24 protein-coding genes and 3 tRNA genes are annotated in these 26,952 nt (G+C 73.7%); 12 read left to right on the top strand and 15 right to left on the bottom strand.

Annotated elements, in window-relative coordinates:
* Nucleotides 1–22: 22 nt before the first annotated feature.
* Nucleotides 23–1,198: an ROK family protein gene (locus G7072_RS19285; RefSeq protein ID WP_166089275.1), complete on the bottom strand. Its 1,176-nt coding sequence runs from the start codon at nucleotides 1,196–1,198 to the stop codon at nucleotides 23–25.
* 186 nt (nucleotides 1,199–1,384) lie between these two features.
* Here G7072_RS19285 and G7072_RS19280 point away from each other — a divergent pair, with 186 nt between their 5' ends.
* Nucleotides 1,385–2,332 carry a TauD/TfdA family dioxygenase gene (locus G7072_RS19280; RefSeq protein ID WP_166089273.1) on the top strand — a complete coding sequence of 316 codons (948 nt, stop codon included), beginning with the start codon at nucleotides 1,385–1,387 and terminating at the stop codon, nucleotides 2,330–2,332.
* Between the two features lie 433 nt (nucleotides 2,333–2,765).
* On the opposite strand, the gene G7072_RS19275 is transcribed toward G7072_RS19280, so the two are convergent.
* From G7072_RS19275 to malQ, 3 genes are all read right to left on the bottom strand, one after another.
* Nucleotides 2,766–3,329, bottom strand: coding sequence for a type 1 glutamine amidotransferase domain-containing protein (locus tag G7072_RS19275; RefSeq protein WP_166089271.1), 564 nt, complete (start codon nucleotides 3,327–3,329; stop codon nucleotides 2,766–2,768).
* A 116-nt stretch (nucleotides 3,330–3,445) separates the two neighbouring features.
* The gene (locus tag G7072_RS19270; protein ID WP_166089267.1) at nucleotides 3,446–4,885 is read right to left on the bottom strand and encodes a PAS domain-containing sensor histidine kinase; all 1,440 of its coding nucleotides are present in this window, start codon (nucleotides 4,883–4,885) and stop codon (nucleotides 3,446–3,448) included.
* A 107-nt stretch (nucleotides 4,886–4,992) separates the two neighbouring features.
* Nucleotides 4,993–6,507 carry a 4-alpha-glucanotransferase gene (gene malQ / locus G7072_RS19265; protein ID WP_166089264.1) on the bottom strand — a complete coding sequence of 505 codons (1,515 nt, stop codon included), beginning with the start codon at nucleotides 6,505–6,507 and terminating at the stop codon, nucleotides 4,993–4,995.
* Between the two features lie 103 nt (nucleotides 6,508–6,610).
* Between malQ and G7072_RS19260 the strand changes: the two genes are divergently transcribed.
* Both G7072_RS19260 and G7072_RS19255 read left to right on the top strand, forming a co-directional pair.
* Nucleotides 6,611–7,288 carry a PaaI family thioesterase gene (locus tag G7072_RS19260; protein ID WP_166089262.1) on the top strand — a complete coding sequence of 226 codons (678 nt, stop codon included), beginning with the start codon at nucleotides 6,611–6,613 and terminating at the stop codon, nucleotides 7,286–7,288.
* A 100-nt stretch (nucleotides 7,289–7,388) separates the two neighbouring features.
* Nucleotides 7,389–8,750, top strand: coding sequence for an FAD/NAD(P)-binding protein (locus tag G7072_RS19255; protein ID WP_166089260.1), 1,362 nt, complete (start codon nucleotides 7,389–7,391; stop codon nucleotides 8,748–8,750).
* 76 nt (nucleotides 8,751–8,826) lie between these two features.
* On the opposite strand, the gene G7072_RS19250 is transcribed toward G7072_RS19255, so the two are convergent.
* Nucleotides 8,827–10,290 carry an NAD(P)/FAD-dependent oxidoreductase gene (locus tag G7072_RS19250; RefSeq protein ID WP_166089257.1) on the bottom strand — a complete coding sequence of 488 codons (1,464 nt, stop codon included), beginning with the start codon at nucleotides 10,288–10,290 and terminating at the stop codon, nucleotides 8,827–8,829.
* 177 nt (nucleotides 10,291–10,467) lie between these two features.
* Between G7072_RS19250 and G7072_RS19245 the strand changes: the two genes are divergently transcribed.
* A complete protein-coding gene (locus G7072_RS19245) occupies nucleotides 10,468–10,878 on the top strand; it encodes a CrcB family protein (protein WP_206063219.1) in 411 nt (136 codons plus the stop codon).
* Nucleotides 10,875–11,222: a CrcB family protein gene (locus G7072_RS19240; RefSeq protein ID WP_166089255.1), complete on the top strand. Its 348-nt coding sequence runs from the start codon at nucleotides 10,875–10,877 to the stop codon at nucleotides 11,220–11,222. The genes G7072_RS19245 and G7072_RS19240 overlap by 4 nt, the downstream gene beginning before the upstream one ends.
* Here the strand turns inward: G7072_RS19240 and G7072_RS19235 are convergent.
* The 3 genes from G7072_RS19235 to G7072_RS19225 form a co-directional block, all read right to left on the bottom strand.
* Complete coding sequence (locus tag G7072_RS19235; protein ID WP_166089253.1) at nucleotides 11,213–11,563, bottom strand: metallopeptidase family protein; 351 nt, start codon at nucleotides 11,561–11,563, stop codon at nucleotides 11,213–11,215. The genes G7072_RS19240 and G7072_RS19235 overlap by 10 nt on opposite strands.
* A 91-nt stretch (nucleotides 11,564–11,654) precedes the next feature.
* On the bottom strand, nucleotides 11,655–12,554 hold the full coding sequence (locus G7072_RS19230) for a transketolase (protein WP_166089251.1): 900 nt from the start codon (nucleotides 12,552–12,554) through the stop codon (nucleotides 11,655–11,657).
* Entirely contained in the window at nucleotides 12,551–13,246 is a 696-nt protein-coding gene (locus G7072_RS19225) for a thiamine pyrophosphate-dependent enzyme (RefSeq protein ID WP_166089250.1), read from the bottom strand. Before G7072_RS19225 ends, G7072_RS19230 begins: the two co-directional genes overlap by 4 nt.
* Between G7072_RS19225 and soxR the strand changes: the two genes are divergently transcribed.
* Both soxR and G7072_RS19215 read left to right on the top strand, forming a co-directional pair.
* A complete protein-coding gene (gene soxR, locus G7072_RS19220) occupies nucleotides 13,221–13,733 on the top strand; it encodes a redox-sensitive transcriptional activator SoxR (RefSeq protein WP_240917061.1) in 513 nt (170 codons plus the stop codon). The two genes, G7072_RS19225 and soxR, sit on opposite strands and share 26 nt — an antisense overlap.
* Before the next feature lie 84 nt (nucleotides 13,734–13,817).
* A tRNA-Glu gene (locus G7072_RS19215) sits at nucleotides 13,818–13,890 on the top strand.
* A gap of 34 nt (nucleotides 13,891–13,924) precedes the next feature.
* Here the strand turns inward: G7072_RS19215 and G7072_RS19210 are convergent.
* Nucleotides 13,925–14,317 carry a hypothetical protein gene (locus G7072_RS19210; protein ID WP_166089248.1) on the bottom strand — a complete coding sequence of 131 codons (393 nt, stop codon included), beginning with the start codon at nucleotides 14,315–14,317 and terminating at the stop codon, nucleotides 13,925–13,927.
* Nucleotides 14,318–14,648: 331 nt separating this feature from the next.
* Here G7072_RS19210 and G7072_RS19205 point away from each other — a divergent pair.
* The 4 genes from G7072_RS19205 to G7072_RS19190 all read left to right on the top strand — a co-directional run bounded on the left by G7072_RS19205 (nucleotide 14,649) and on the right by G7072_RS19190 (nucleotide 18,424).
* Nucleotides 14,649–14,725 (top strand) — tRNA-Asp (locus tag G7072_RS19205).
* Nucleotides 14,726–14,838: 113 nt separating this feature from the next.
* Entirely contained in the window at nucleotides 14,839–15,432 is a 594-nt protein-coding gene (locus G7072_RS19200) for a malonic semialdehyde reductase (protein ID WP_166089246.1), read from the top strand.
* 68 nt (nucleotides 15,433–15,500) lie between these two features.
* A tRNA-Phe gene (locus G7072_RS19195) sits at nucleotides 15,501–15,574 on the top strand.
* A 96-nt stretch (nucleotides 15,575–15,670) separates the two neighbouring features.
* The gene (locus G7072_RS19190) at nucleotides 15,671–18,424 is read left to right on the top strand and encodes a hypothetical protein (RefSeq protein WP_166089244.1); all 2,754 of its coding nucleotides are present in this window, start codon (nucleotides 15,671–15,673) and stop codon (nucleotides 18,422–18,424) included.
* A 104-nt stretch (nucleotides 18,425–18,528) separates the two neighbouring features.
* Here the strand turns inward: G7072_RS19190 and G7072_RS19185 are convergent, their stop codons facing one another.
* The gene (locus G7072_RS19185; protein WP_166089241.1) at nucleotides 18,529–18,744 is read right to left on the bottom strand and encodes a BldC family transcriptional regulator; all 216 of its coding nucleotides are present in this window, start codon (nucleotides 18,742–18,744) and stop codon (nucleotides 18,529–18,531) included.
* A 357-nt stretch (nucleotides 18,745–19,101) separates the two neighbouring features.
* Between G7072_RS19185 and G7072_RS19180 the strand changes: the two genes are divergently transcribed.
* Complete coding sequence (locus G7072_RS19180; protein ID WP_166089238.1) at nucleotides 19,102–20,154, top strand: Glu/Leu/Phe/Val dehydrogenase; 1,053 nt, start codon at nucleotides 19,102–19,104, stop codon at nucleotides 20,152–20,154.
* Here G7072_RS19180 and G7072_RS19175 read toward each other — a convergent pair.
* The 5 genes from G7072_RS19175 to G7072_RS20245 all read right to left on the bottom strand — a co-directional run bounded on the left by G7072_RS19175 (nucleotide 20,127) and on the right by G7072_RS20245 (nucleotide 26,948).
* Nucleotides 20,127–20,315, bottom strand: coding sequence for a DUF3073 domain-containing protein (locus tag G7072_RS19175; protein ID WP_166089236.1), 189 nt, complete (start codon nucleotides 20,313–20,315; stop codon nucleotides 20,127–20,129). The genes G7072_RS19180 and G7072_RS19175 overlap by 28 nt on opposite strands.
* A 162-nt stretch (nucleotides 20,316–20,477) precedes the next feature.
* Nucleotides 20,478–21,584 carry a phosphoribosylformylglycinamidine cyclo-ligase gene (gene purM / locus G7072_RS19170; RefSeq protein ID WP_166089234.1) on the bottom strand — a complete coding sequence of 369 codons (1,107 nt, stop codon included), beginning with the start codon at nucleotides 21,582–21,584 and terminating at the stop codon, nucleotides 20,478–20,480.
* A gap of 69 nt (nucleotides 21,585–21,653) precedes the next feature.
* On the bottom strand, nucleotides 21,654–23,273 hold the full coding sequence (gene purF / locus G7072_RS19165) for an amidophosphoribosyltransferase (RefSeq protein ID WP_166089232.1): 1,620 nt from the start codon (nucleotides 23,271–23,273) through the stop codon (nucleotides 21,654–21,656).
* A 119-nt stretch (nucleotides 23,274–23,392) separates the two neighbouring features.
* Nucleotides 23,393–24,133, bottom strand: coding sequence for a glucosamine-6-phosphate deaminase (locus G7072_RS19160; protein ID WP_240917060.1), 741 nt, complete (start codon nucleotides 24,131–24,133; stop codon nucleotides 23,393–23,395).
* 7 nt (nucleotides 24,134–24,140) lie between these two features.
* Nucleotides 24,141–26,948, bottom strand: a complete 2,808-nt coding sequence (locus G7072_RS20245; protein WP_166089230.1) for a sugar-binding protein — start codon at nucleotides 26,946–26,948, stop codon at nucleotides 24,141–24,143.
* Between the last annotated feature and the right edge of the window lie 4 nt (nucleotides 26,949–26,952).

Below are 26,952 nucleotides of genomic sequence, written 5' to 3'. Positions count from 1 at the left end.
GCCGGGGTCCGAGCGACGCTGCTCAGAGGTTGGCCACGGCTCCGTCGGCGCGGACGAGCGCGAGCGGGTCCTCGTAGACCGGGACCAGAGCCACGGCGCCGGCGGCGGCGGCCTGGACACCCGCTCCGAAGCGGGTGAACGACACGTCGACGGGTCCGAGCACGGACCGGTCGTGCAGCGCGGCGACGACGTCGTCGAGCACCGGCGGGTAGCCGGTGAACGCCTGGCCCACCAGCACCACCCGATCCGGGTCGACCATGTCGCGCACCACGGCGGCGGTGCGCCCGAGGACGCGGGCCCGGTCGGCGAGCAGGTTGTGCGCCCGGCCGTTGCCGCCGTACGCCGCGGCGCGGAGCGCGTCGATGTCGCCGGAGCCGATGACGCCGAGCACCCGGGCCTGGGCGGCGACGGCCTCGTCGCTGATGGTGGCCTCGAGGCAGCCGGTGGCACCGCAGCGGCAGAGCGCGTCGGAGCCGGTCGGGAAGTGGCTGAGGCGGCCGACCCGGGAGATCTCGGTGCGCCGCGGCAGGTCGTTGGCGAGCGCGAAGCCGGCGGTGTCGCGGGCGTAGAGGTACATGGTGCAGCCCGAGAGCGCCTCCTCGCGGGCGAGGTACTCGGCGGCCGCGACGGCGGCCACGTGGTCGGCGGCCGCGGTCTCCAGACCGGTGGCGAGCTCGACGCGTCGGCGTACGTCCTCCTGGGCGAGGCCGAGGTCGAACCACGGCGCCACCACGCCCGCGCTGAGCAGGGTGCGGTGGCTGTGACGTGCCACCAGCCCGGCGGCGGCCTTGCTGACGGTGGCCACCAGCGCGTCGACCGCGACCGGCGAGACCGCCGACCCGCGGGTGCGGGAGCCCGCCGGTGTCGCGACCCGCACGTGGGCTGCGGGCCGGCCGGCGAGGTCGACCAGGGAGACCGTGGTCGCCTTGCGACCGACGTGGACGCCGAGCACGGCGAAGTGGTCGGGGTCGATCTCGACCGGCACCCGGGGCCGGCCGACGGTGCCGGGCTCGACCAGGTCGGGGCGCTCCCGCACCAGACGCTCTCCCTGCAGGGTGGCGACGGTGCGGGCCACGGTGGCGAGGCTGAGCCCGCTCCGCGCAGCGATGGTCTCGCGGGCCATCGGTCCGTGCACCCGCAGCGGCTCCATGACCCTCGTGGCGGTTGCACCGAACCGGCCGCGAGCGAGCAGGATCATCCGTACTCCTACAAAGTTGAGTGGTTTACTAGAGATTGAGAGAACAGTAGAGCCACTCGACCCACGACACACATCCGAAACGCCCGACGGCGGGGTTTCCCTCAGCGCGAGAGAAAACCTTCCCTCCACCGGGGCGGGACCGCATCGTGGCGTGGACTCACCCCCGACCTGTCAGGAGCGTTCCCCATGACCCTCGAGCTCGAGCGCACCCGCGCCGACCTCACCGCCGGCTCCTCCCTCCACGTGACGAAGCTGGGCGAGCGCATCGGCGCCGTCATCAGCGGCGTCCGGCTGGGCCCCGGTCTCGACCCCGCGGTGGTGGCGGAGATCCGCGCCGCCCTCCTCGAGCACAAGGTCGTGTTCTTCCGCGACCAGCACCTCGACGACGACGCCCACATCGCCTTCGCCGAGCAGATGGGCCAGGTCACCAGCGCGCACCCGACCGTCAACACCGGCAGCGCCCAGGTGCTCAGCCTCAACGCGACGAAGGGCATGGCGGCCAACAGCTGGCACACCGACGTCACGTTCGTGGACCGGATCCCGGCGATCAGCATCCTGCGCGGCGTCGTCATCCCGCCGTACGGCGGCAGCACCGTCTGGGCCAACACGGAGACCGCCTACGACCTGCTCCCGGCGCCACTCAAGGCGCTCGTCGACGACCTGTGGGCGCTGCACACCAACGAGTACGACTACGCGGCCGTCTCGGACCGCATCGACCGCGACGAGGACCAGGTCTTCAGCCGCGCGGAGTTCGAGCGGGTGCCCTACGAGACCGAGCACCCGGTCGTGCGCATCCACCCCGAGACGGGCAAGCGGGTGCTGGTGCTGGGCCACTTCATCAAGAAGTTCACCGGCCTCAACACCTCGGAGTCGCACGCACTGTTCAACCTGCTGCAGAACCGCGTCACCAAGCTGGAGAACACGACCCGGTGGTCGTGGCGCCAGGGCGACGTGGCGATGTGGGACAACCGCGCCACCCAGCACTACGCGGTCGCGGACTTCGGCGAGGAGCGTCGCGAGGTGCGGCGCATCACCATCGCAGGGGACGTCCCGGTCAGCCCCGACGGCCGGCGCAGCCGGGTCGTCAAGGGCGACGCCGAGGCGTTCTCCCGGATCGAGGAGCTGATCAGCTGACCCACCCGCACGCTCCCCAGCGAGCGACGCCCCGGGCTCTCCCAGGAGTCCGGGGCGTCGCCACGTCCGTACGGTGGGCGGGCTCGTCCCACGGCCTCACGTCGTCTACGACGTCAGGACGGATGCCTCAGGTCGTCAACGACGTCCGGACGCGGGCGGCCCCTCGGCCTCAGGTCGTCAACGACGTCAGGACGGGTGCCTCAGGTCGTCAACGACCTCCGGGCGATCCACGGGCCCCGAGAACCGGCCCCACGTCGTCAACGACGCCAGGACGTGCGCCGTCTCGGCCTTAGGTCGTCAACGACGTCAGGACGGGCGGACGCGACGACGCCCCGGTCCTCCCTCGCGGGAGGCCGGGGCGCTCGTCGTACGACGTGCCGCGTGCGTGCGGCGAGGGCCGGGTCGGATCGGGTGATCAGACCGGCCGACCCGATCAGGCCTGGGCGGACCCGGCGGAGTCGACGCCGTGCTGGATGGCCTCGAGCAGGGCGCTGTTGAAGGCCGGCAGGTCGTCGGGGTTGCGGCTGGTGATCAGGTTGCCGTCGACGACGTTCTTCTCGTCGACCCAGGTGGCGCCGGCGTTGCGGAGGTCGGTCTGCAGGCTCGGCCACGAGGTGACGGTGCGGCCCTGCAGCACGTCGGCCTCGATGAGGGTCCAGGGCGCGTGGCAGATCGCGGCGACCGGCTTGCCGGAGGCCACGAAGTCCTTGATGAAGGACACGGCGTCGCCGTCCATGCGCAACGCGTCCGGGTTGGCCACGCCACCGGGCAGCACCAGGGCGTCGTACTCCTCAGCCTTCGCGGAGGAGACCTCGACGTCGACCGGGAACGTCTCCGACTTGTCGAGGTGGTCGAAGGTCTGCACCTCGCCGCTATCGGTGGAGAGCAGCACGGGCTGGTGGCCGGCGTCCTTCACCGCCTGCCAGGGGTCGGTGAGCTCGACGCGCTCGATGCCCTCGGGGGCGACGAGGAAGGCGATCTTCTTGCTGTCAGACATGGAGGTCCTTTCCGAGACACAAGGGGACACCCCTCACCTACCCGGTGTCGACAGGGCAGGAACCACCCCGACGGGTGAAAGGTCAAGTATTTCCCGGTGCCCGGCCACGACCCCGCTCAGGCCCGGTGCGGGAAGTCGACGGCGACGGTGGTGCCGCTCCCGACCTCGCTCTCGACCACGATCCGGCCGCCGTTGGCCGCCACCAGCTTCTTGACGCTGGCCAGGCCGAGCCCCACGCCGCCGTCGTCGCGAGCCAGCGGCCCCCGCTCGAACTCGGTGAAGATGTGCGGCAGGTCGCGCGCCGCGATGCCGCGCCCGCGGTCACGCACGGTGAGCCGGCTGAAGCCGGGCGGCCCGGGGTCACAGCGGACCTCGACGACCGTCCCGGGATCGGAGTAGCGCAACGCGTTGCCGACCAGGTTGACGATGATCCGCTCCACGCTGACCCGGTCGGCCTCGATCGACTCGCAGCCGCCGTCGAGACGGACCCGCCCACCCTCGGTGACGACGCCGAGGCCCGCGACGGTCTCGGTCGCCAGCGCGACCAGGTCGAGGACCTCCAGGTGCAGCGTGGTGCTGCCGGAGCGCAGCCGTGCGTACTCCACCAGCTCACCGGTCATGGCCAGCAGCCGGTCGGCGTTGGTGCGGATCCGCTCGAGCAGCTCCCCGCGCCGCTCCTCGCCGGGGTCCTTCGCGAGCGCCTCGCTGGCACCCCGGATCGCGGCCACAGGGTTGCGGAAGTCGTGCTCGAAGGTGGCGTAGAAGGAGTCCTGGGCCTCCTCGAGCAGCTTGCGGTCGGTGAGGTCGCGCGTGACCTTGACGAACCCGCGGACCTCCCCGGCGTCGTCGTGCAGAGCCGTGATGACCACGTCACCCCAGAACCGCGACCCGTCGCGCCGGACGCGCCAGCCCTCGTGCTCGACCCGCCCCACCTCGAGCGCCCGCCCGAGCAGCGTCGCGGGCAGCCCGGCCTCCCGGTCCTCGGCCGCGTAGAAGACCGAGAAGTGCCGCCCCACGATCTCGTCGGCGGCGTAGCCCTTGAGCCGCTCGGCGCCGGCGTTCCAGGTGTCGATGAACCCGTCGGGGTCCAGCCCGACGATGGCGTAGTCGACAACCTGCGACACCATCACCCGGAACCGCTCCTCGCTGCGGCGCAGCTCCTCGATCAGCCGGTGCTGCTCGGTCAGGTCGCGCGTCACCTTGAGGAACCCGGTCAGCTCGCCGTGCTCGTCGTGCAGTGCCGTGATGACGACGTTGCCCCAAAACCGCGAGCCGTCGCGGCGCACGCGCCAGCCCTCGTGCTCGACGCGACCCTCGTCGCGCGCCTGCTGCAGCAGCCGGTCGGGCAGCCCGGACTCCTGGTCCTCCGGCGGGTAGAACGTCCGGAAGCTGCGCCCCTGGATCTCGTCGCTGCGGTAGCCCTTCAGCCGCTCGGCCCCGGCGTTCCACGACCGCACGTGACCCTCGACGTCGAGGGTGAACAGGGCGTAGTCGACCACCTGGGCGACCAGGTCGGTCTCGGACGCTGCCCGGTGAGGGGTCGTGCGACGGGCCACGTCGCGATCGTAACCGTGGCGCCCGAGCGCCCGGCCGACGCTCCACGACGCCGGGTCACGACGCCGGGTCACGACGCCCGGGTACGACGCCCGGGTACGGCGCGGTGCTACACCGTCCGGCGGGGCGCGCGGCCGGTGTTGTCCACCAGCGTGCGCAGCCGTGCGGCGAGGGCGCCGCCGGCGGGGAAGGCACCCGCGGGCGCCTGCCACGTCCAGTTGCCGACGGCGGTGCCGGGCGTGTTCATCCGCGCCTCCGACCCCAGCCCGAGGAGGTCCTGCGCGGGCACGACCGCGAGGCGGGCGGTGGAGCGGAACGCCTCGTGCACCAGCGACCACGGCATGGGCACCTCCGGGTGCGCGAGCACGTCCAGGGCACGACGCCGGCTGGCGTCGTCGAGGGTGCGCCACCAGCCGAGCGTGGTGTCGTTGTCGTGGGTGCCGGTGTAGACGACGCTGAGCTCGCCGTGCCGCTCAGGCAGGTAGGGGTTGTCGTCGTTGCCGTCGAAGGCGAACTGCAGCACCTTCATGCCCGGCAGGCCGAACTCCTCGCGCAGCTCGTCGACCTCCGGCGTGATGAGGCCGAGGTCCTCGGCCACGAGGGTCCCCTCGCCGCTGACCTCGAGCAGGGCGGACAGCACGCCACGCCCCGGACTCTTGAGCCACTCGCCGGTCGCCGCGGTGGGGGCGTCGACGGGGATGTGCCAGGCCGCCTCGAAGCCGCGGAAGTGGTCGATGCGCACGAGGTCGAACAGCTCACGCTGCCGCAGCACGCGCCGGCGCCACCAGCCGAAGCCGTCGGCCGCCATCCGCTGCCAGGCGTAGTGCGGGTTGTTCCACCGCTGGCCGTCCGCAGCGAAGTAGTCCGGCGGGCAGCCGGTCACGGTCGTCGGTCGTCCGGTGGCGTCGAGCTCGAACAGGTCGCGGTCCGACCAGACGTCGGCGCTGTCGAAGGACACGAAGATGGGGAGGTCGCCGAAGACCAGCACCCCGCGCTCCTCGGCGTACTCCCGCAGGGCGGTCCACTGCACGTCGAAGGCGTACTGCTCCCACCGCAGCGAGCGCACCCGGTCCGGGGCGGTCGCGAGCAGCTCCGCGACGGCCGTCGGCTCGCGGTCGCGCAGCGCCGGGTCCCAGGTGCGCCACTCGGTGCTGCCGACCAGCTCGGCCAGCGCGACGAACTCGACGTACGCCGTCAGCCAGTCCTGGTGCTCGCGGGCCCACAGCTCGAAGTCGTCGATGCGCTCGGGGTCGGCGTCGCCGCCGCGCTCCCAGGCGTCGGCGGCGCGCTGGCGGGCGGCGCCCCGCGTCAGCGTCCCGTCCGCCACGGCGGCCAGGTCGGCGTCGTCGAGGAGGCCCTGGTCCCGGAGCAGCTCGAGGCTGATCAGCTCGGGGTTCCCGGCCATCGCCGAGAGGGCGTTGTACGGCGACGGCTCGCCGGCATGGGCGGGCACCAGCGGGAGCACCTGCCACACGCTGCACCCGGCCGAGGCGAGGAAGTCGACGAACGCGTACGCCGCCGGACCGACGTCGCCGGGACCGTACGGCGAGGGCAGGGAGGTGAGGTGGAGGAGCACCCCGGCGCGCCGTGCCGCCAGGGGCCCGGTCTTCGGCAGCACGGACATGGCACCAGCCTGCCACCCCCGGGCCGCGGACCCGAATCGTCGCCGAGAACGTGTTGCAGTCCTGCCCGGAGCGGCGTCGTGGCCGGTGTCTAGGGTGAGCGGCATGGACCCCGCCACGCCCACCCCGGCCCACCTGAGCGCCGAGGAGCTGGCCGAGCACGACCGCGTGGTGGCCGCCCTCACGGGGGCCACCCGCGAGCTGGCCGAGGCCCAGGCGCTCACCGAGGTCGACCTCGACGAGGCGGCGGCGGTGACGCAGGAGATCGAGGCGCTGACGGCGCGGCTGCGGGCGTCCGCGCGCGGCGGTCCGCTGGGCGCCGAGCTCGGGCCCGACGGCACCACGATCCGCAACCACGGCAACACGGTGACCGGGCTGCGCAACCCGATCGCGGTGTTCACCGCCGAGCACCGGCGCGTGGACGAGGAGAAGCACGTGCACGTCGACGTCGACCTCGGGGCGCTCTACGAGGGCCCGCCCGGCCTGGTCCACGGCGGGGTCAGCGCCCTGCTGCTCGACCAGCTGCTCGGGGAGTCGGCTGCCGTGGGCGGGGGTCCGGGCATGACCGCACGGCTCACGCTGCACTACCGCCGGCCGACCCCGCTCGGGCCGCTCCACCTCGAGGGGTGGCTGGAGAGCAGCGAGGGCCGCAAGTCGGTGGTCCGCGGCGAGATCCGCGACCCCGACGGACGGGTCACGGTCGAGGCCGAGGGCCTGTTCGTGCTGCCGTCGTGGGCGGCCGAGCACCCCGCGTGGAAGGGCCGCCAGCAGAGCTTCGAGTGAGCGGCCGTGGCGCCTCGCGTCCCGGACGAATGTCTACTACATTGGTAGACTTCATTCGTTCGACGCTTCGGAGACGCCCGTGGTCCGCGACCGTTCCCTGGTGACCTCGCTGCGCCGCGCCCGCGCGTTCGGCGGCGCCGCCCCCGAGGCGGTGCGCGTCGCCGTCGTCGGCGGCGGCGCGTCCGGGGTCATCACCGCCCTGCACCTGCTGCGCGCCGCCACCCCCGAGCAGCCGGTCGAGGTCTGCCTGGTCGACCGCGAGGCCCGCCTGGGGCCCGGCCTGGCCTACCGCCACGACCACCCGCGCCACACGCTGAACAACTACGCCGGGCGGCTGAGCGCGGTGGCGGAGGACCCCGACCACCTGGTGCGCTGGTGCCGTGCGGCCGGGTACGACGTCGACCCCACCGACTTCCTGCCCCGCACCCTGTACGGCGACTACCTCACTGACCTGGTGGAGAACGCACCCGTGCCCACGGGGAGCGCCCTGGGACGCGTCCGCGGCACGGTGCGCGACGTGCTGCGTGAGGACGACGGGGTGCACGTGCACCTGACCGGCGGGTGGAGCGTGGTCGCCGACGCCGTCGTGCTCGCGCTCGGCAACCCGCCGCCCGCCCGCCTCATGAAGTACGCCGCGCACGCCGGCTACCTGCCCGACCCGTGGGTGCCGGACCTGGCCGAGCAGGTCGGGGAGCCGGCCGAGGTGCTCCTGGTCGGCAGCGGGCTGACCGCGCTCGACGTGGTCTCGGTCCTGCACGACAGCACCCCGATGACCCGCTTCACCCTGGTCTCGCGCCACGGCCTGCTGCCGCGGACCCACCGCACCGACCCGAGCCCGATGCGCCAGACCGTCGACGTGCCGGCCGGCCGGCTGGAGGAGATGGTGACCCAGGTGCGGGCGCTCGTCGACCAGGCCGCCACCGACGGCGAGGACTGGCGCGACGTCGTCGACACCCTGCGGGCCTCGGCCAACCGGTTGTGGCGCGGGCTCGACGAGGAGGAGCAGGCGACCTTCGTGCGCGACCACGGCCGCGCCTGGGAGGTCGCGCGCCACCGGATGCCGCCGGCCCAGGCGGAGTTCGTCCGTCAGCTGAAGGCCTCCGGCCGCCTCGTGGTGAGGACGCCCGGTGAGGTCGACCCGGTCGCCTTCGACCGCGTCGTGAACTGCAGCGGCCCCGCCCCGGTGACGACGCGGGGCTGGAACCCGCTCGTCGACGCCCTGCTTGACCGGGGCACGATCCGGCCCCACCGGCTCGGGCTGGGCCTCGACCTCGACCCGACGGGCCGCGTCGTCGACAGCACCGGGGAGCCGCTGCCCGACGTCTTCGCCGTGGGCCCGGCCCGCCGGGGACTCGACTGGGAGGTCACCGCCGTGCCCGACCTGCGGGTGCAGGCGCTCGAGGTGGCCGAGGAGATCCTGCCGGCCCTCGAGGGGCGCGGCGGGCACTCCGTGACCGCCTGAGACCCCCGTCGTCCGAGCGTCACGAGGGCCGGTCGCTGCTGCGGCCGGCCCGTCGTGACGTCGTGTCAGGAGGTGGTCAGGGGGCGGCGTCGACCTTGAGGCCGCGCTCGCCGGCGTCGGTGAGCCGGGCCTCCTCGAGCGCCCGCTCGACCAGCTCGGCGCGTCGGGTCTCCTCGATCATCGCCCGCGTCGCGTCGTAGACGCCCGGGTTGGAGACCAGGTCGGCCGCGCCGTGGTCGAGACGGTCCAGCGCGAGCCGGCCGAAGATCTGCTGCTCGGTGGCCACCCGCTCGGAGCGCCCCGAGCCGAGGAAGCTGACGAACCAGTGCCCCAGCGCCGAGAGCCGGTTCTTGAAGCCGGTCAGGTAGACGAGGTGGACCGCCAACCACATCAGCCACGCGATGAAGCCGGTGATGCGGATCTTGCCCACCAGCGCGACCGCGCTGAAGCGGGAGATGGTCGCCATCGAGCCCTTGTCGAAGTACTTGAACGGCTTCTGCGGCGGGCTGCCCTCGACGCGGCCCTTGATCTCCTTGGCGGCGTACTTCGCGCCCTGGATCGCGACCTGCGCGACGCCGGGCAGGTTGTCGAGCGAGATCATGTCGCCGACGACGAACACCTCGGGGTGACCCGGCAGCGTCAGGTCGGGGTTGACGCCGATCCGGCCGGCGCGGTCGAGCGGGGCGCCGGACTGCTCGGCCAGCGTCTTGGCCAGCGGCGACGCCTGCACGCCCGCGGCCCACACCTTGGTGACGGCCTCGATGCGCTCGGAGGAGCCGTCCTTGCGCTTGACGACGATGCCGTACTCGTCGAGGTCGGTGACCATCTCGCCGAGGCGGACGGTGACGCCGCGCTTCTCCAACGACTGGCGGGTCTTCTCACCCAGCTTGGCGCCGAAGGGCGGGAGCACCTGGCCGGCGGCGTCGAGCAGGATGACCTTGGCCGCACGGGTGTTGATGCTGCGGAAGTCCTTGCGCAGCGTGCGGTGGGCCAGCTCGGCGATCTGTCCGGCCATCTCGACGCCGGTGGGACCGGCGCCGACCACGACGAAGGTGAGCAGACGCTCGATCTCCTCCTCGGTCTCGGCGAGCTCGGCGAGCTCGAAGGCGCCGAAGATGCGCCCGCGCAGCTCGAGGGCGTCGTCGATGCTCTTCATGCCGGGCGCGTGCTCGGCGAAGTGGTCGTTGCCGAAGTAGGACTGACCGGCGCCGGCAGCCACGATCAGGGAGTCGTACGGCGTCTCGGTGACGCGTCCGAGCACCTGGGAGGTCACGACGCGTCGCTCCATGTCGATGCGCGAGACCTCACCGAGGATGACGCGGGCGTTGCGCTGGTCGGCGAGGATCTCGCGGGTCGGCGGGGCGATCTCGCCCTGCGACAGGATGCCGGTCGCCACCTGGTAGAGCAGCGGCTGGAACAGGTGGTGCGTCGTCTTGGCGATCATCGTCACCTCGACGTCCGCCCGCCTCAGCGCCTTGGTGCCGAACAGCCCGCCGAAACCGGAGCCGATCACGACCACCTGGTGCTTGTTCTCCGTCACGCCCTGTCACCTCTTCCAGATGTCGGCGGCACCGGTCCGGCGCCGTCCGACCCACAACGGGTGGATCTACCCGCTCATTGTCTCAACCATGCTGGCACCCCGATGTTTCCCGTGGGTAGCGTCCGCAGGCTGTCGTCCCCCTCACACCCGCCCCGGGCCCGCGCCTAGGGTGCTCGCGTGCCCGCCCGACCCCGCCCCACGACCGCGGTGCTGCTCGTCGTCGCGCTGGGCGGAGCCACCGGGGCGCTGCTGAGGTACGCCCTCGACACCTGGACGTCCGAGGGGTCGTCAGCCGGCTTCCCGTGGACGACCTTCGGCATCAACGTGGTGGGCTCGTTCCTGCTCGGTGTGCTGCCGACCCTCCCCCGGGTACGCCGCTCGCCCCTGCTCGCACCCTTCCTCGGCCCGGGCGTGCTGGGCGGCTTCACCACCCTCTCGGCGGTGTCCGAGCAGACCCGGTCGCTGCTGGCCGACGAGCGAATCGTGACCGCAGCGACGTACGCGGGAGGGACGCTGGTGGCCTGCCTGCTGGCGGTGGTCGCGGCCGAGCGCCTGGGGCGGCCGCACCGGGCGGAGGAGGACCCGTGACTCCGCTCTCCGCCGTCACGGTGGCCCTCGCGGCCGGGCTCGCCTCGGTGCTGCGGCTGCTGGCCGGCCACCACCTCGATGGCCGCGTCCCGTGGGGGACGATCGGCGTCAACGTGGTCGGGTCGTTCGTCATCGGCGCCGTGGCCGGTGCCGGGCTGCCCGAGGCGGTGGCGGTGCCGCTGGCGACCGGCTTCTGCGGCGGGCTGACGACCTACTCGGCCTTCGCGGTGCAGACCCACGACCGCGGCCCGCGGCTCGGCTCGCTGGTCGTGCTGCTCACGCTGCCGCCGGCGCTGCTGGCCTGCGCGCTCGGGTACGCCGTGACGGCGGCCGTTCAGGCGTAGCCGAGGTCGTGCAGCCGGGCGTCGTCGATGCCGAAGTGGTGGGCGATCTCGTGCACGACCGTGATGCCGACCTCGTCGACGACCTCCTGCTCGGTCTCGCAGATCGCCAGCGTCGGGTTGCGGTAGATGCTGATGCGGTCGGGCAGCGCCATCACGTAGGTGCTGTCGCGCTCGGTCAGCGGGATGCCCTCGTAGAGCCCCAGCAGCTCGGGGTCGTCGGCCGGGGCCTCGTCCTCGACGACCACCACGCAGTTGTCCATGAGGGCGGTCAGCTCGGGCGGGACGAGGTCGAGCGCGTCGGAGACCAGCTCCTCGAACCGCTCGCGGCTGACCTCGACCATGTCGCCATCATGACGGGTCGCCCCAGCGGTCGCGCCACCCGTCACCCGGGCGGTCCTTCCAGCCGGTCCTCCCGGCCGGTCCTTCCGGCCGTCACCCGAGGAACGCGTCGAGGGAGGCACGCAGCCCCGGGGCGTCGAGGCCGTGGGCCGCGACGTGCTCGGCCGGGGTGCCGTAGCGACGCACCTCCTCGCGCCGGACGCCGAGGGCGAGCAGCCGCGACGGGCGGTCGCGCAGCGCGTCGGCGACCACCCGGGCCGACGTGCCGGCGTACCACGGCTCGACCAGCACGACCTCCGGCACCGGCTGCGCTCCCGCGACGGAGACCAGCGTGGTGACGTCGAGGGGCCGGACCGTGGCGGAGTAGAGCACGCTCACGTCGCGGTCGGCGGTAGCGGCCAGCACCGCGTCGAGCACGGGTCCGAGGGCCACCACGGTCGCGCCCGCCCCGCGACGTACGACGTGCAGGTGGCCGTCGGCGGGGAAGGCGGCGTCGTTGACCTGCTCGACCACCCGCACGTAGTGCAGGCCGGCGCCGGTGACCACGCGGCGCAGGACGTCGTCGGTCTCGGCCGCGGTGCCGGGTGCGTGGACGTGCATGCCCGGCACGGTGTCGAGCAGCGCGACGTCGCCGGGGCTCTGGTGGGTCCGCCCCCCGGCGGCGACGTCGAAGGAGCCGCCGCTGCCGACGAGGACGCCGCCCACGGCCTGGTGGGCGAAGCCGAGCTTGACCTGCTCGAAGGCGCGCTCGACGAGGAAGGATCCGATGGTGTGGACGACGGGGCGCATCCCGGCGAGCGCCATCCCGGCGCCGACGTCGACCAGCAGCTGCTCGCGGATGCCGACGTTGACCACCCGCTCCGGGTGACGCCGGACCGCGTCGCCGAAGTACTGCCCGGAGATCTCGGCCCACACGAGCGCCAGGTCGGGGCGCTCGTCGAGCAGCGCGGTCGTGGTGGCGGCGAACTGCCGGCGCGGGGACGGCGCGGTCACGACCGGACCTCCGCGACGACCGCGGACGGCCGAGCCGCCGAGCGGGCGGACAGCGCCGGGGCCAGCGCCCGGTGGTCCCGGCCGTCGACCGTGGTGACGGCCCAGCCCTCGGTGGCGAAGCGCTCCGCGATCCGCCCCGGTACGCCGTAGCTGGCCGAGCCGTTGTCGACCACCACGACCGTGAGGTTCTCCGTGCCGAGGGCGGCCGCCACCGCGAGCGCCTCGGCGTTGCTGCCCTCGTCGAGCTCGGCGTCACCGACGAGCACCACCACGCGGGCCGGGTTGCCGCCCGCCCGGAGGCCGAGCGTGACGCCCAGGGCCAGGGGCAGCCCGTGCCCGAGGGAGCCCGACCCGATCTCGACACCGGGCACGAGGACCCGGTCGGGGTGGTGCCCCAGCCGCGAGTCGAAGGAGGCCCAGTCCGCGAGCCAGCTCTCGGGGAAGAAGCCCTGCGCCACGAGGGTGGCGTAGTAGGCCATCGGGCCGTGCCCCTTGGACAGCAGGAAGCGGTCCCGCCCGGGATCGTCCGGGTGGTCGGGGTCGACGCGCAGCACCTGGTCGTAGAGCACCCACAGGACGTCGAGGGTGGAGGTGGCGGCGGCGTCATGCTTCTCGTCGCCCGTCATCAGGGAGATCAGCCGAGGGAGGTCGTCGTACCCGAGGCGAGTGGGCGCAGTGGCAGTCGTGGTCATGGCGACCATGCAACAAGTTAAAGTCAACTTCATGTCAAGCGTCGACGCACGGGATCTCTGGAGCATCGGCCAGCTGGCCGAGCGCTCCGGCACCGCCCCCTCCGCGATCCGTTACTACGAGGCGCGAGGGCTGCTGACCGCGACGCGGTCCGCCGGCAACCAACGTCGCTACCCCCGCTCGACCCTGCGCCGCCTCGGCTTCATCCGAGCCGCGCAGCGCGTCGGCCTCTCCCTCGACGAGATCGCCGACGCGCTGGCGACCCTCCCCGCGGAGCGGACGCCCACCAAGCGCGACTGGCAGCGGCTCTCGCGGCACTGGCAGGGCCGCGTCGAGGAGCAGATCGACCGGCTCGAGCGGCTCCGCGACCGGCTGGACTCCTGCATCGGCTGCGGGTGCCTGAGCCTGCGCCGCTGCGCGCTGTCGAACCCCGGGGACGAGCTGGCCACCGACGGTCCGGGCGCGGTGCACCTGGAGCCCGGCAGCTGAGGTCCACCCCGGTCCCCGACCCGTGCGATGCCCTACCATGATCCGGTCGTCGACGACCGGCTCCGCCCGGACGCCCGGCGACGGGCCCCCATCGTCTAGCGGCCCAGGACCCCGCCCTTTCACGGCGGTAGCACGGGTTCGAATCCCGTTGGGGGTGCAGCACCAGCGGGAGAACGGCGCCGCGCAGCGCGTCAGCCGGCCAGCTCGCCGCTCACGCAGCCGAAGTAGGCCTCGATGTTGACGATCCCGTGGCACGCGGCCCCTGCCTGCTGGGCACGCACCGGGATCTCCCCGGCCTTGCCCACGATGTACGTCGTCAGGTCGGCCTTACCGTCGGAGTCGAAGTCGAGCCCGATCAGCCCGCGGAACGTCTCCTCCGTGGCGACACCGCTCGCGAACCTCCGGGCCGCCCCTTCGGTGAGGAAGGTGACCGCCTCGGTGTTCACGTCGATGAGGACCTGCGCGCCGGCACCGGGCCGCTTGTTCACGTTGACGCACTGATGGGCGAACGCGGAGCCTGCGCTGAGGGCGAGCACGGAGCCGATGGCTGTGGCGACGATCGCTGCACGGTGGTTGTTGCGCATGGTGACGCTCCCTCGGTCGGTGCGGCACCGGGAGGCCCCGCGCTTACTGCCATGGTTCGGCGAAAGGCGTGCCCTGTCACCACCGCGACAGTCCCGTTCCGGAAATGACTCGTCGTGACCAGCGGGTTCGCGACCTCCGACCCGACCCGGCCCAGATCAGCCGATTCCCCGCCATCTCCGAGCACGGGACCGACCACCGCGGCGGCGCCGGCCGCGTCGCGTGCGGAGCTCTCGCTGGTCGGGACGGGCCGATTCGGACCAGCGCCCGTCTCCTGTTAGAGTTCCCTCCGCTGGCAACGCACGGCCTCTGGCCGTTGCAGCCGCACCACGAGGCCCCGTAGCGCAGTTGGTTAGCGCGCCGCCCTGTCACGGCGGAGGCCGCGGGTTCGAGTCCCGTCGGGGTCGCCACAGAAACGCTCCGGACGCCACCGCGTCCGGAGCGTTCGTGCGTGGTGGGCCACCTCACACGCGCGCGCCCGTCGACGCGGAATGTTGAACCTTCAAGTCTTGTTCGGACAGGCATGACCGACACCCTCACCCTCTCCCCCGAGGCGCAGCGCCTGCTCTTCACCGAGGCCCGCACCGCCAACCGCTTCACCGACGAGCCCGTCTCCGACGCCCAGGTCGCCGCGATCTACGACCTCGTGAAGTACGCCCCCACCGCGCTCAACACCCAGCCCCTGCGAGTGCTGCTGGTGCGCCAGGACGCGCGCGAGCGGCTGCTCAAGCACATGGCCGACGGCAACCGCGACAAGACCGAGTCGGCTCCCCTGGTCGCGGTGCTCGCCGCCGACACCGACTTCCACGACCACCTGCCGCGCACCTTCCCGCACTTCCCGGGCGCCCGCGACATGTTCGCCGACGACTCGGGACGCGAGCAGGCCGCCCGCTTCAACGCCTCGCTGCAGATCGGCTACTTCCTCCTCGGGGTGCGCGCCGCCGGCCTGGCCGCCGGCCCCATGGGCGGCTTCGACGCCGCCGGGGTCGACGCCGAGTTCCTCGCGGACACCTCGTGGCGCTCGATGCTCGTGGTGAACATCGGTCACGCGGGCGAGAACGCCTGGCAGGACCGGCTGCCCCGCCTGTCGTACGACGAGGCCGTGCGCGTCGCCTGAGCCCCGGGGCCGCCACCGGTCCTGATTCGAAGTGGACCCGGGCCGTCGGGTAGCATCCTCCACGGCCCGGCCAGGTAGCTCAGTTGGTACGAGCGACCGACTGAAAATCGGTAGGTCGGCGGTTCGACCCCGCCCCTGGCCACGTCCACGGCGAAGCCGCAGGTCCCTCGGACCTGCGGCTTCGTCGCTTCCCGGGCGTCTCCCCCACCCGAGGCCCCGGGTGTGGGTCAATGGACGCATGCCGCGGTACGCCGATCCGCTCTCCTGTCCCGGGTGCCGCACGCCGTTGCCCACCGGCGCCCGCCGCTGCCCGGCCTGCCGCCTCGACCTCTCCGACGACCTGGCCGCCGAGCTGTTCCGGGTCCTCAGCACGGCCGACGGCCTGTTGGCGCGCATGCAGGAACGCAGCGCGACCCCGGCACCGGGAGCCGATGCCCCCTCCGGCCCCGGGGCCATGACCGGAGCCATGACCGGCACCTCGAGCGGCACCCCGACCGGGCCTCCGGCAGGGACCGCCCCGGCGGGACCCGGCGCCTCCGCCTACCCGCCCTTCGGCAGCGGACGCCACGCCGGTCCGGCAGGCGGACCGGCAGGCGGACCGCGCAGTGCACCGAGCGCCGGACCCGGGATGCAGGCGAGCACGGTGCCCAAGATCCTGCTCGCACTGGGAGCGGTCTGCCTGCTCGCAGCGGGCGGCGTCTTCCTCGCCGTGACCTGGTCCTCGCTCGGGGTCGGGGGCCGGACCGCCGTCCTGGTCGGCGTCACCCTGCTGATGTCAGCGCTGACGGCATGGTCGGCTCGCCGGGGGTTCCGCGGGGCCGTAGAGGCCCTCGGCCTGGTGAGCATCGGGCTCCTCGCGCTCGACCTGCTGGGCGCCGAGCAGGCCGGCTGGCTGGGCGACCCGTCGGACGCCGCCTTCGCGACCGGCGCCGGAGCCCTGCTCGCGGCGGTCGGTGTCGTGAGCTCCTGGGGCTCGCGTCGCACGCCGGCGGGCCCCTTCACCGGGGGCGAGACCGTCGCCACCGTGGCGGCGCTCGTCGCCGTGTTCGCGAGCCAGCAGCTCGGCGCCGGCGACCCGGTGCTGCCGGCTGCGCTCGTGCTGCTGCTGCTCGGCGGCGTGACCGTGCTGGCGCTCGCCCTGGGCGTGACCAGCGCCGCTTCCGGGCTCGCCTCGGTCACGAGCTTCGGCTGGCTGGTCCTGCTGACCGCAGCTGCGGGGGAGGCCGCCCAGGACGGTGAGACCACCCTGACCTCGATGTGGGCCGAGGGCGGTGTCGTCGGCCTCGTCATCACGGCTGCGCTCGCGGCGCTGGTCGCCGTACCTCCGGCGGTGCCGCAGCGCCTGCGCGCCACCGCCGCCTCCGCGACGTCCGTCGCGCTGGCGGCGGTCGTCGTGCTGCCCGCCCTCGACAACGGGGTGGGCAGCGTCACCGCCGTCGCCGTGGGCGTGACGCTGCTGACCGCGGCGGCCCTCGTCGGGCTGGTGCGGGTCGCCCCGGCCTGGGCCGGTGCCACCGCCGGCCTGCTGGCCCTGGGGTCGGTCACGCTCGCGCTCCACGGCGCGGGGTGGGTGGTGAACGGGCTGGAGGCCTACGCGCTCACCGCCGCGCGGAGCTGGTCCGGCTCCACCGGCGGACCGGTCGAGGAGCTCCCGCCCTTCGCCGGGCTCGCGCAGCCCTGGCTGCTCCCCCTCGCGGTCGCGACGCTGGCCGCGGTGACGCTCACGCTCGAGGCCGTCGGCGTCCTCGATGTCCTGGTCGAGCGCACCCGCGCACGCGTGACCGGCACCGCGCCGCCCGCACCCCCCGCGACCGCCGGACCGTCGTCAGGACCGCCGACGCTGCGCCCCCTCCGACCTCGTCGTGCCGCCGCACTCGTCGCCGGTCCCACCGTGGCGTCGGCCCCCCTCGCCGCCCTGGGCTACCCGGTGCCCGTCTGGAGCGTGCTGGCCCTCCTGCTCGGCGCGGCCGTCGCGACGGCCGCCGTGGCGCCGCGCCTGCCGGGCTCCCGGGTCGGGGCGCACGCCGGCCCGCTGGCCGCGGCCACGCTGCTGGCCGCGGCCCAGCCCCTGTCCTGGTACGGCGAGACGCTCACCGCGGCCACCCTGCTGGTGACGCTGGTCGTCGGCGGGGTGGCCCACCACCGCTCCACGCGCGCGCCGGTGTCCGCGGCCTCCGGCGCGGTCGTCGTGGCCACGCTGGCCGGGCTGGTGTGGACCGCGGGCGCGATCCTCGAGCTGCCGGAGCCGGAGACCGCGCTGACAGCGACGGGGCTGACCGGGCTGCTGGCCGTGCTGGGGCCGCTGACCGGCCTCCTCCGCCGCGACGGGCTGCCCCGACTCGCGGTCGAGCTGGCCGCCGTCGTCGCGGTGGTACCGCTGCTGCTGCTCGGGGTGGCGGCGGCGGACCGGCCGGCCACCTGGGCCGCGGTCCACCTCACCGTGCTCGGCGTCCTCGTCGTCGCGCTGTCCCTGCTGCGCCCGGACCGGCGTCCGGTCGCAGCCCTCGGAGGTCTCCTGCTGGCGGGCGCCACCTGGCTGCGGCTGGGCGACCTCGGCGTCTCCGAGCCGGAGCCCTACACGCTGCCCTCGGCGGTCGCGCTGCTCGTCGTCGGGTGGTGGCAGCTGCGCCGCCGCCCGGAGCTGTCGACCCGTCTCGCCCTGGGCCCCGGTCTGCTCCTCGCCCTGGTGCCGTCGCTGCTGTGGGCGCTGGCCGAGGACACCCCCGACCTGCGGGTGCTGCTGCTGGGGACGGCGTGCCTGGCGCTGGTGCTCGGCGGGACCGTCCTGCGCTGGAGCGCGCCGCTGGTGCTCGGCGCGGCGGTGGGCGTGGTCGTCGCGGTGCAGCAGAGTGCGCCGTACGTCGACGCGGCCGTGCCGCGGTGGGCCCTGCTGGCGGCGGCCGGCGGCGTGCTGGTGGCGGTGGCGCTCACGTGGGAGTCGCGGCGGGCGGACGCGCGCCGGGCCGCGGCGTACCTCGACCGGCTGCGCTGAGCGATCGCCCGCAGGAAAACGCAGCGAGGCGACGGGCCGGACCCGTCGCCTCGGTGGATGTTCGTGTCGTGCGTGGTCGAGCGGTCGTGCTGACGCGGTCGGCGTCAGTCGCTGTCGCCCTGACGCTGCTGCGGGAGCATGCCGCTCAGCAGCTCGCGGACCTCCGACTCCCGGTAGCGGCGGTGGCCGCCCAGGGTGCGGATGGAGCTCAGCTTGCCGGCCTTGGCCCAACGCGTGACCGTCTTCGGGTCCACGCGGAACATCGAAGCCACCTCGGCAGGTGTCAACAGGGCCTCTGACTCGGGGGCTCGTGTGTTCATCGGGCCACCCTCCCTTCGTAAGACGCTCGACTCAGCCGCGGCTCCCTCATGCCGCCACTCGTCGTGCGTAGCGCAATACTAGGACAGATAGAAAATCTACGACAATGGGTGAATAGCCGCCGAACAGGAAGTCAGGACCTAAAGCCCCTGAGTCGGGACCTAACACCCACTCCTCAGGCGGACCTACGCCCCCTCTCCGGCCGGGACCCTCGTAAGGTGTGAGACAACGCACACCCGCGTCACGAACCGTCCGACCGAGCCCCGCGCCACCCTTGCGGGCACCTCACCGGGCACCGGAGAGAAGGCCCATCCTTGCCGACCACACCGCCTCCCACCAGCACCGATGCACCGTCGGGCGTGTTCGACAGCCTCGAGGGCCACGAGCAGGTCGTCTTCTGCTCCGACCCCGCGACCGGGCTGCGTGCGATCGTCGCGATCCACTCGACGGCCCTGGGACCCTCCCTCGGGGGGACCCGCTTCCTGCCGTACGCCGACGAGCGCTCGGCCCTGCTCGACGTGCTCCACCTGTCGCGGGGCATGACGTTCAAGGCCGCCGTGGCCGGACTCCCGCTCGGTGGCGGCAAGGCCGTCATCATCGGCGACCCCGCCACGCTCAAGACGCCGGCGCTGCTGCGTGCCTACGGCCGCTTCGTCGAGGGGCTGGCCGGGCGCTACGTCACCGCGTGCGACGTCGGCACCTTCTCCGCCGACATGGACGTGGTCGCCGAGACCTGCCGCTCCGTCACGGGGCGCAGCGTCGAGCGCGGAGGCGCCGGGGACTCGTCGGTGCTGACGGCCTTCGGGGTGCTCCAGGGCATGCGCGCCGCCGCCCAGACCCTCTGGGGCGCGCCGACGCTGACCGGTCGGCGGGTCGGGGTCGCCGGGGTCGGCAAGGTCGGCCGCCACCTCGTCGACCACCTCGTCGAGGAGGGCGCCCGCGTGGTCGTCACCGACGTCGACCCCGGCGCGGTGCGCGCGGTCACGACCGCCCACGGATCGGTCGAGGTCGCCGCCGACGTCACGGCCCTGCTCGAGGCCGACCTGGACGTCTACGCCCCGTGCGCACTCGGCGGCGCCGTCGACGCCGACGTGGCCGCCCACCTGCGCGCCCAGATCGTCTGCGGCGCGGCGAACAACCAGCTCGCCGCCCCCGGGCTCGACGAGGTGCTCGCCGCGCGCGGCGTGCTCTACGCCCCGGACTACGTCGTCAACGCCGGCGGGCTCGTGCAGGTCGCCGACGAGCTCGACGGCTTCGACTTCGCGCGCGCCGAGAAGAGGGTGCGCGGCATCTACGACACGACCCTGCAGGTGCTCGAGCTCTCAGCCCGGGACGGCATCACGCCCGCCGCAGCGGCGGACGTCGTGGCGCTCCGGCGACTGGGTCAGTCGCGGGAGCTTCGCTCCGCGTAGTCCGACCACTCGTCGTCCTCGACCGGCTCCTCGGCTCTGCTCGCCGGGTCGGGTCCTCCGTGAAGCTCCTGGGCCAGCGCGCCGAAGTCCGTCTCGTGAGTGCGGTACTTCAGGTCGCGAGCAACCTTGGTCTGCTTCGCCTTGGCTCGGCCGCGCCCCATAGGGTCGCCCCCTCGCTCCATCGGCCGGCGTCAGGAAACCTCGTCCAGGGGGCTCCGAGGAGCTCCAGGGCCGAGGCTTCGAGCGACCGGTCTGCTTGGTCAGTGGTCTCGTGCGCCCCAGGTTACCTGTCGGGCGGTTGATCACGCACGCCGACGCCCACTTCACCGACCGCGATGTGTCCCGTGCAGCGTCACCGAGGCCGGCTCGTCGCCCGCACCGGCCGCCCGGACCGCGCCGCACACCCAGGCCTCCACCTCGTGCTCAGCCAGCGTCGCGACCACCCGGTCGGCGTCGTCGGCGTCGCACAGCGCAACCATGCCGACCCCCATGTTCAGCGTCTGCTCGAGGTCTGCCTGTGCGACCCCGCCCACCGAGGCGACCAGGTCGAAGACCGGCGCCGGCGCCCAGGTCGCTCGGTCGATGTCGACGGCCACCTCCTCGGGCAGGACACGGGCGAGGTTGGCGGCCAGGCCGCCGCCGGTGATGTGCGACATGGCGTGGGTACGGGTCCCGCGCGCCAGCGCCAGGCAGGCCTTGGCGTAGATCCGGGTCGGCTCCAGCAGCTCCTCGCCGAGCGTGCGGCCGAGCTCGTCGACGTGGCGGTCGAGCTCCCAGCCGGCCGTGCCCAGCAGCACGTGGCGCACCAGGGAGTAGCCGTTGCTGTGCAGACCGCTCGAGCGCATCGCGACCACGGCGTCCCCGGGACGGACCCGCCCCGGCCCCAGCAGGTGGGCGGCCTCCACGACACCGGTGGTCGACCCGGCGACGTCGTACTCGTGCGGCGCCAGCAAGCCGGGGTGCTCGGCGGTCTCGCCGCCGATGAGGGCGCAGCCCGCCTCGAGGCACGCCTCGGCGATGCCCTGCACGATGGCGGCGATGCGCTCGGGCTGCACGCGGCCGGTGGCGATGTAGTCGGTCAGGAACAGCGGCTCGGCGCCGCAGACCACCAGGTCGTCGACCAGCATCCCGACGAGGTCGAAGCCGATGGTGTGGTGCACGTCCATGGCCTGCGCGATCGCCACCTTGGTGCCCACGCCGTCGGCACTGGTGGCCAGCAGCGGCCGGTCGTAGCTCTTGAGCGCGGAGGCGTCGAAGAGGCCGGCGAAGCCGCCGATGCCGCCCAGCACCTCGGGGCGACGGGCCTTCTCGACCCAGACCTTCATCAGCTCGACGGCCTTGTCCCCGGCCTCGATGTCCACCCCCGCCTGCGCGTACGCCGTGCTGCGGGCGGATTCGGTGACCGGGTTCGGGTCGGCCTGCTGGGTCACGTCGGGTGCTCCTTCGCGGGGTGCCCGCCGGAGGTCGGCCGGCTCGTCAGGGTGGCGGTCAGGTGGCGGTCAGGGGTGGTCGAGCGCCCGGGAGCCGCCGGTGGCGACGCCGAGCGGCACGCCCTCGACGTCGTTCGCGCGGGCGGCGGCGTGCTGGGCCGCCGGGCGGGCCTGCCCCGTGGTGTCCGTGATCGGCAGCGCCCGCTCCAGCAGGTGCTTGCCGAGCACCTCCTCCTCGGGCAACGGGATCGGGTAGGCACCGTCGAAGCAGGCCAGGCACAGCTTCTCGCGGGGCTGGTTCGTCGCCGCGATCATGTCGTCCTCGGAGATGTAGCCGAGGCTGTCGGCGCCGATGCTGGCCCGGATCTCCTCGACCCCGAGCCCGGTGGCGATCAGCTCGGCCCGGGTGGCGAAGTCGATGCCGTAGAAGCACGGCCACTTCACCGGCGGGGCCGAGATCCGCACGTGCACCTCGAGCGCACCGGCCTCGCGCAGCATCCGGATCTGGGCCCGCTGGGTGTTGCCGCGCACGATCGTGTCGTCGACCACCACGATGCGGCGGCCCTTGATGACGTGCTCGAGCGGGTTCAGCTTGAGCCGGATGCCGAGCTGGCGCAGGGTCTGGCTGGGCTGGATGAACGTGCGGCCCACGTAGGCGTTCTTGACGAACCCCTGGCCGTAGGGGATGCCGCTGGCCTCGGCGTACCCCACGGCGGCCGGGGTGCCGGACTCCGGGACGGGGATCACGATGTCGGCGTCGGCCGGGAACGACCGCGCGAGGCGGCGGCCCATCTCGACCCGGGACTCGTGGACGCTGCGGCCGGCGATGGTGGCGTCGGGGCGCGCGAGGTAGACGTACTCGAAGACGCAGCCCTTGGGCTCGGGCGTCGCGAAGTGGTGCGAGCGCAGGCCGTCGTCGTCGATGACCACGAGCTCGCCGGGCTCGATCTCGCGCACGACACGGGCGCCGACGGTGGCCAGGGCGGCGTCCTCGCTGGCCACCACCCAGCCGTTCTCCATGCGCCCCAGGACGAGGGGGCGGACGCCCTGCGGGTCGCGGGCGGCGTACAGCGTGTGCTCGTCCATGAAGACGAAGGAGAAGGCGCCCTTGAGGGTCGGCAGCACCTGGAGGGCGGACTCCTCGAGCGTGCGGTCGGGGTCGCCGGCCATGAGCGTGGTCACCAGGCTGGTGTCGTTGGTGGCCACCATGTGGTTGCCCTGCTTGACCGGCATGTCGAGCTCGCCGGCGATCTCGCGCAGGTTCGCGACCCGGTCGGCGAGCTCGCGGGTGTTGGTGAGGTTGCCGTTGTGGGCCAGCGCCACGGAGCCGTGGGCGGTCGGCCGGAAGGTCGGCTGGGCGTTGTGCCAGGTGCTCGCACCGGTCGTCGAGTAGCGGGTGTGCCCGATGGCGACGTGGCCCTGCAACGAGGCCAGCGTGGGCTCGTCGAACGCCTGCGAGACCAGGCCCATGTCCTTGTAGACGAGGATCTGGCGGCCGTTGCTGACCGCGATCCCGGCGGACTCCTGGCCGCGGTGCTGCAGCGCGTAGAGGCCGAAGTAGGTCAGCTTGGCGACGTCCTCGCCCGGGGCCCACACGCCGAAGACTCCGCAGGCGTCCTGCGGGCCCTTCTCCTGCGGGTCCAGGTCATGGGTCAGCCGCCCGTCACCGGGGCGCGTCTGGCGGGGCACCTCACGAGTGTAAGGCGTCTGGAGCCCCCACCCCGACCGGTGGCCGTGCTGGTTTCACTAGGTACCTAGTGATGTTGGCGCTTCCCGAGCGAAGTTTCGTTCGGGAAGCGCCGGTTTCACTAGGTACCCAGTGAAACCGGCAGCCCCGCCGCGGCCGTGCGGTCGGCGAGCACGTGCACGTCCGGGTGGCGCTGGAGCACCGACGCCGGGCAGTCCGGCGTGACCGGTCCGGTGAGGGCCGCGGCCAGCGCGTCGGCCTTGCGCTCCCCGATCGCGAGCAGCACCAGCCGTTCGGCACGCAGGATCGTCGCCGGTCCCTGGGTGAGGACGTGGCGCGGCACCTCGTCGCCCGAGGCGAAGAAGCGGGCGTTGTCGCTGCGGGTGCGCTCGGTGAGCTCGACGACGCGGGTCACGGCGTCCAGCGGCGAGCCGGGCTCGTTGAACCCGATGTGGCCGTTGGAGCCGATCCCCAGCAGCTGCACGCCGATCGACGCCGCGCTCACCTCCTCCTCGTAGCGGGCCGCCTCCTGCGCGAGGTCGGCCGCACCGCCGTCGGGCCCGTGCACGTCCTCCGGGTCCAGGTCGGTGCGGTCGACCAGCTCCCGTCGGATCACCCGGCGGTAGGTCTGGGGGTGCTCCGGCGGGAGTCCGACGTACTCGTCGAGCAGGTAGGCCCGGCAGCCCGCGAGGGACAGCCGGCCCGTCGCGACGCGGCGCGCCAGCTCGGCGTACGTGCCCTGCGGGGAGGAGCCGGTCGCGACGCCGAGGGAGGTGCTGCCCGCGCGGACGGCCGCGACCACGAGGTCCGCCGCCGCGCGGGCGACCGCACCGGCGTCGGGCAGCACCCTCAGCACGGGCACGGACGGCTCACCGGGTGCGGCGCGCGACCGGGACCGCGGCCGCCGACGAGGCGCTCCCCACCCCGTCGGAGTCGAACGCCATCAGCACCCGCCAGCCGGGGTTGCCCTCGGTCGGGACCGTGATCCGTGAGGTGCCGGGCCGGACACGCACGACGCGCTGCCCCACGACCTCGTCGCCGTACATCGCGAAGAGGTGCGCCGTGCCGCGTCCGCGGGACTCCACCACGGCCGTGACCGCGCCGTCGCGCGGCACCGCCCGGACCACCTCCGCGCTGTCCCGCCGCGGGGTCTGCGGCAGGCCGGAGAGCGCGACGCGGGTCCGCACCGCCTGGGTGATCGAGGGCGGCGACTCCAGGCTGCTCAGTGCCGGGAAGTCCAGCCGCGGCTCGCTGGTCGCCACCGCCGGCGGCGCGTCGCCCTCGAGGACCACCCGGCCCCAGCGGTAGGGGTCGCCCTGGACCCCGCCGAAGGTCGACCACCCCAGCCGGGTCTGGCCGGTCCGGTCCTGGGTGTCGGAGTCGTAGACGAACGCGTTGAACCCCATGCGCTCGGGGTCCACCGTGGCGGGCAGGTCGCTGAAGGGGATCCTGGCCTCGATCACGTAGCCGGTGTAGGGCTCGTTGAGCTTCGAGACCGCCTCGAACCCGGGTGCCGTGTCGTCGGCGGCGCGGGCGGGGGTGCCGCCCCCGCCGACCTGCTCGAAGGTGCCGATCGGTCCCTGCTTGTTGTCCGCGTCTCGCGACGCGCACGCCACTCCCCCGGTGGTGGTGGGCAGGACAGCGGCCTTGAAGGTCGTCGACGTGTTCTCCGAGGTGCCGGTCGGGTCGATCGCCAGCTCGAGGGAGTCGACCCGCCAGTGCCGCTTGCAGTCGCTCGGCGCGAGCTTCGTGCCGAGGGTGTCGTCGGTGACCTCGGCCGCGACGTAGAGCGCGTCGCCCGAGCGGGCCACCCATCCCGTGGCGGAGCAGTCGGCCGCGTCGGTGCAGTCGCTGCCCTCCCACTTCCGGCTCAGGTCGATCTCGGCGGCGTACTCGCCCTCCTCCACCGTGCCGTCGAGGGTCGGCGCCGCGGCGTCGGGGACCGTCGCCGTCGGCACCAGCTCCAGGGCGGCCGCGGACGTCGAGCTGCCGGTGCCGCTCGTGGTGCGGACCGTGTAGTCGTAGTCGCCGTTGGTGCCGCCCTGGTTGGCGGTCGGCAGGCTGGTGTCGTCGTTGGTGACCTCGAGCTCGACCCGCTCGGTCGCACCCGGAGCCAGCCCGGTGTACGTCGCCGCGCCGGGCACGCTGAAACCGTCGGGCAGGTCCAGCTCGACCTCGCCCGAGGCCGGCGCGTCACCGCGGTTGGTCACGTCGACCCCGACGGTGCGGGTGCCGCCCGACGGGAGCGTGAGGACGGGCTTGACGATGCCCCGGAGCTGCTCGACCCCGACCCGCTCGGTCCAGGCGTCGAACTGCGCCACCTGCGGCAGCGGCTCCTGCACGCCCTGCACGGCCGGCACGACGTCGAGCTGCTGGTCGCCGAAGCCGGTGCCCTGACGGGAGTCGACGTCGACCCCGACGAGCACCCGGTCCACCTCGGCCGCGGCCGGGGCGGTCACCGTGAAGGACTCGCGCACCGTGCGCCCGGCACGGACCGTGCCGATGGTCGCGGGCTCGGGGGCGCTCCAGCCGTCCGGTACGTCGAGGGCGACCGCCACCCGCCGCAGGTCGCGGTCGCGGGGGGCGGTGAGGGCCACGTCGAGGGTCGTGGAGCCGCCCGGGACGACCTCGACCTGCTCGGTCGAGACGTCGAGGCCGGTGCCGAGCGGCAGACCGCCGACGGTGGGCAGCACCGCACCCTCGAGGATCGTGGACGAGTCAGCCGCCTCGGCGCTCAGGTCACCGCGCAGGAACGGCACGCGGGCGTCGATCTGGCGGACGAAGTCGCACCCGAGGCGGGCGGGGTCGGCGCTGACGTCCGGGAAGCCGGACCAGCCCTGCGACGCGTAGACGCGCTGCGCCCGGCGCTCGAGCTGCGCGTAGGTCTCACCGCTCTCCGACGCACGCCCGGACCAGACGCCGTAGATGTCGTCGGTGGGGTCGGCGGGGGTGTACTGCGTGGGGCACGCCGAGCCGGAGGCACCGGCGGTGCCGGCGACGGCGGTGGTCAGCAGCTTCGACGCGGCCCAGGGCCGCAGGCCCTCGCGGGTGATCTGGCCCCGGTAGCGGTCCCGGTCGGCCGCCGCCTCGTAGGCCTCGATGGCCAGCAGTGCCGCCTCCTGGTGGCCGCCGTGGTTGCCGGGGCTCGGGGCGGGGTTCATCGTCATGACGATCTCGGGACGGGTCTCGCGCACGACGCGCACGAGCCGGCCGAGGGTCTCGCGGGCGTTCCAGGCCTCCTGGTGCAGCGGGGCGCTGACCGAGTAGTAGAAGTCGACCTTGTCGAGGTTGTAGACGTCGCTCACGTCGAGGGTGCCGACGGCCTTGCGCTCCTCGCGCTCACGGATCAGCCCCAGGGCCGGGCCCTCCTCGGGCCCGATCGCGTTGCCGCCGCCCTCGCCGCGGGTCACCGTGACCACGCCGGTCTCGGCGCCGTACCGCTCACGCCACTCGCCGAACATCGACAGCCGCGAGGCCTCGTCGTCGGGGTGGGCACCGACGTAGAGGACGTCGAGGTCGGCCGGGTCGGGCCGCTCGCGCACGGTGGCGCCCTCGGGGGTGGCCGCCTCGGCGCCGGAGAGCGCGGCGGGCAGCAGCGAGAGGCCGAGGGCCGCGCTCAGCGCCGCGGCGAGCGTGGTGCCGAGGGCCGGGGTGGAGGTGCGTCGGGGACGGGGCACGAGG

This window comes from Nocardioides sp. HDW12B, from assembly GCF_011299595.1.
In the GTDB taxonomy this organism is placed as follows: Bacteria; Actinomycetota; Actinomycetes; order Propionibacteriales; family Nocardioidaceae; genus Marmoricola_A.
This window is presented reverse-complemented; position numbering and strand designations above follow the sequence as displayed.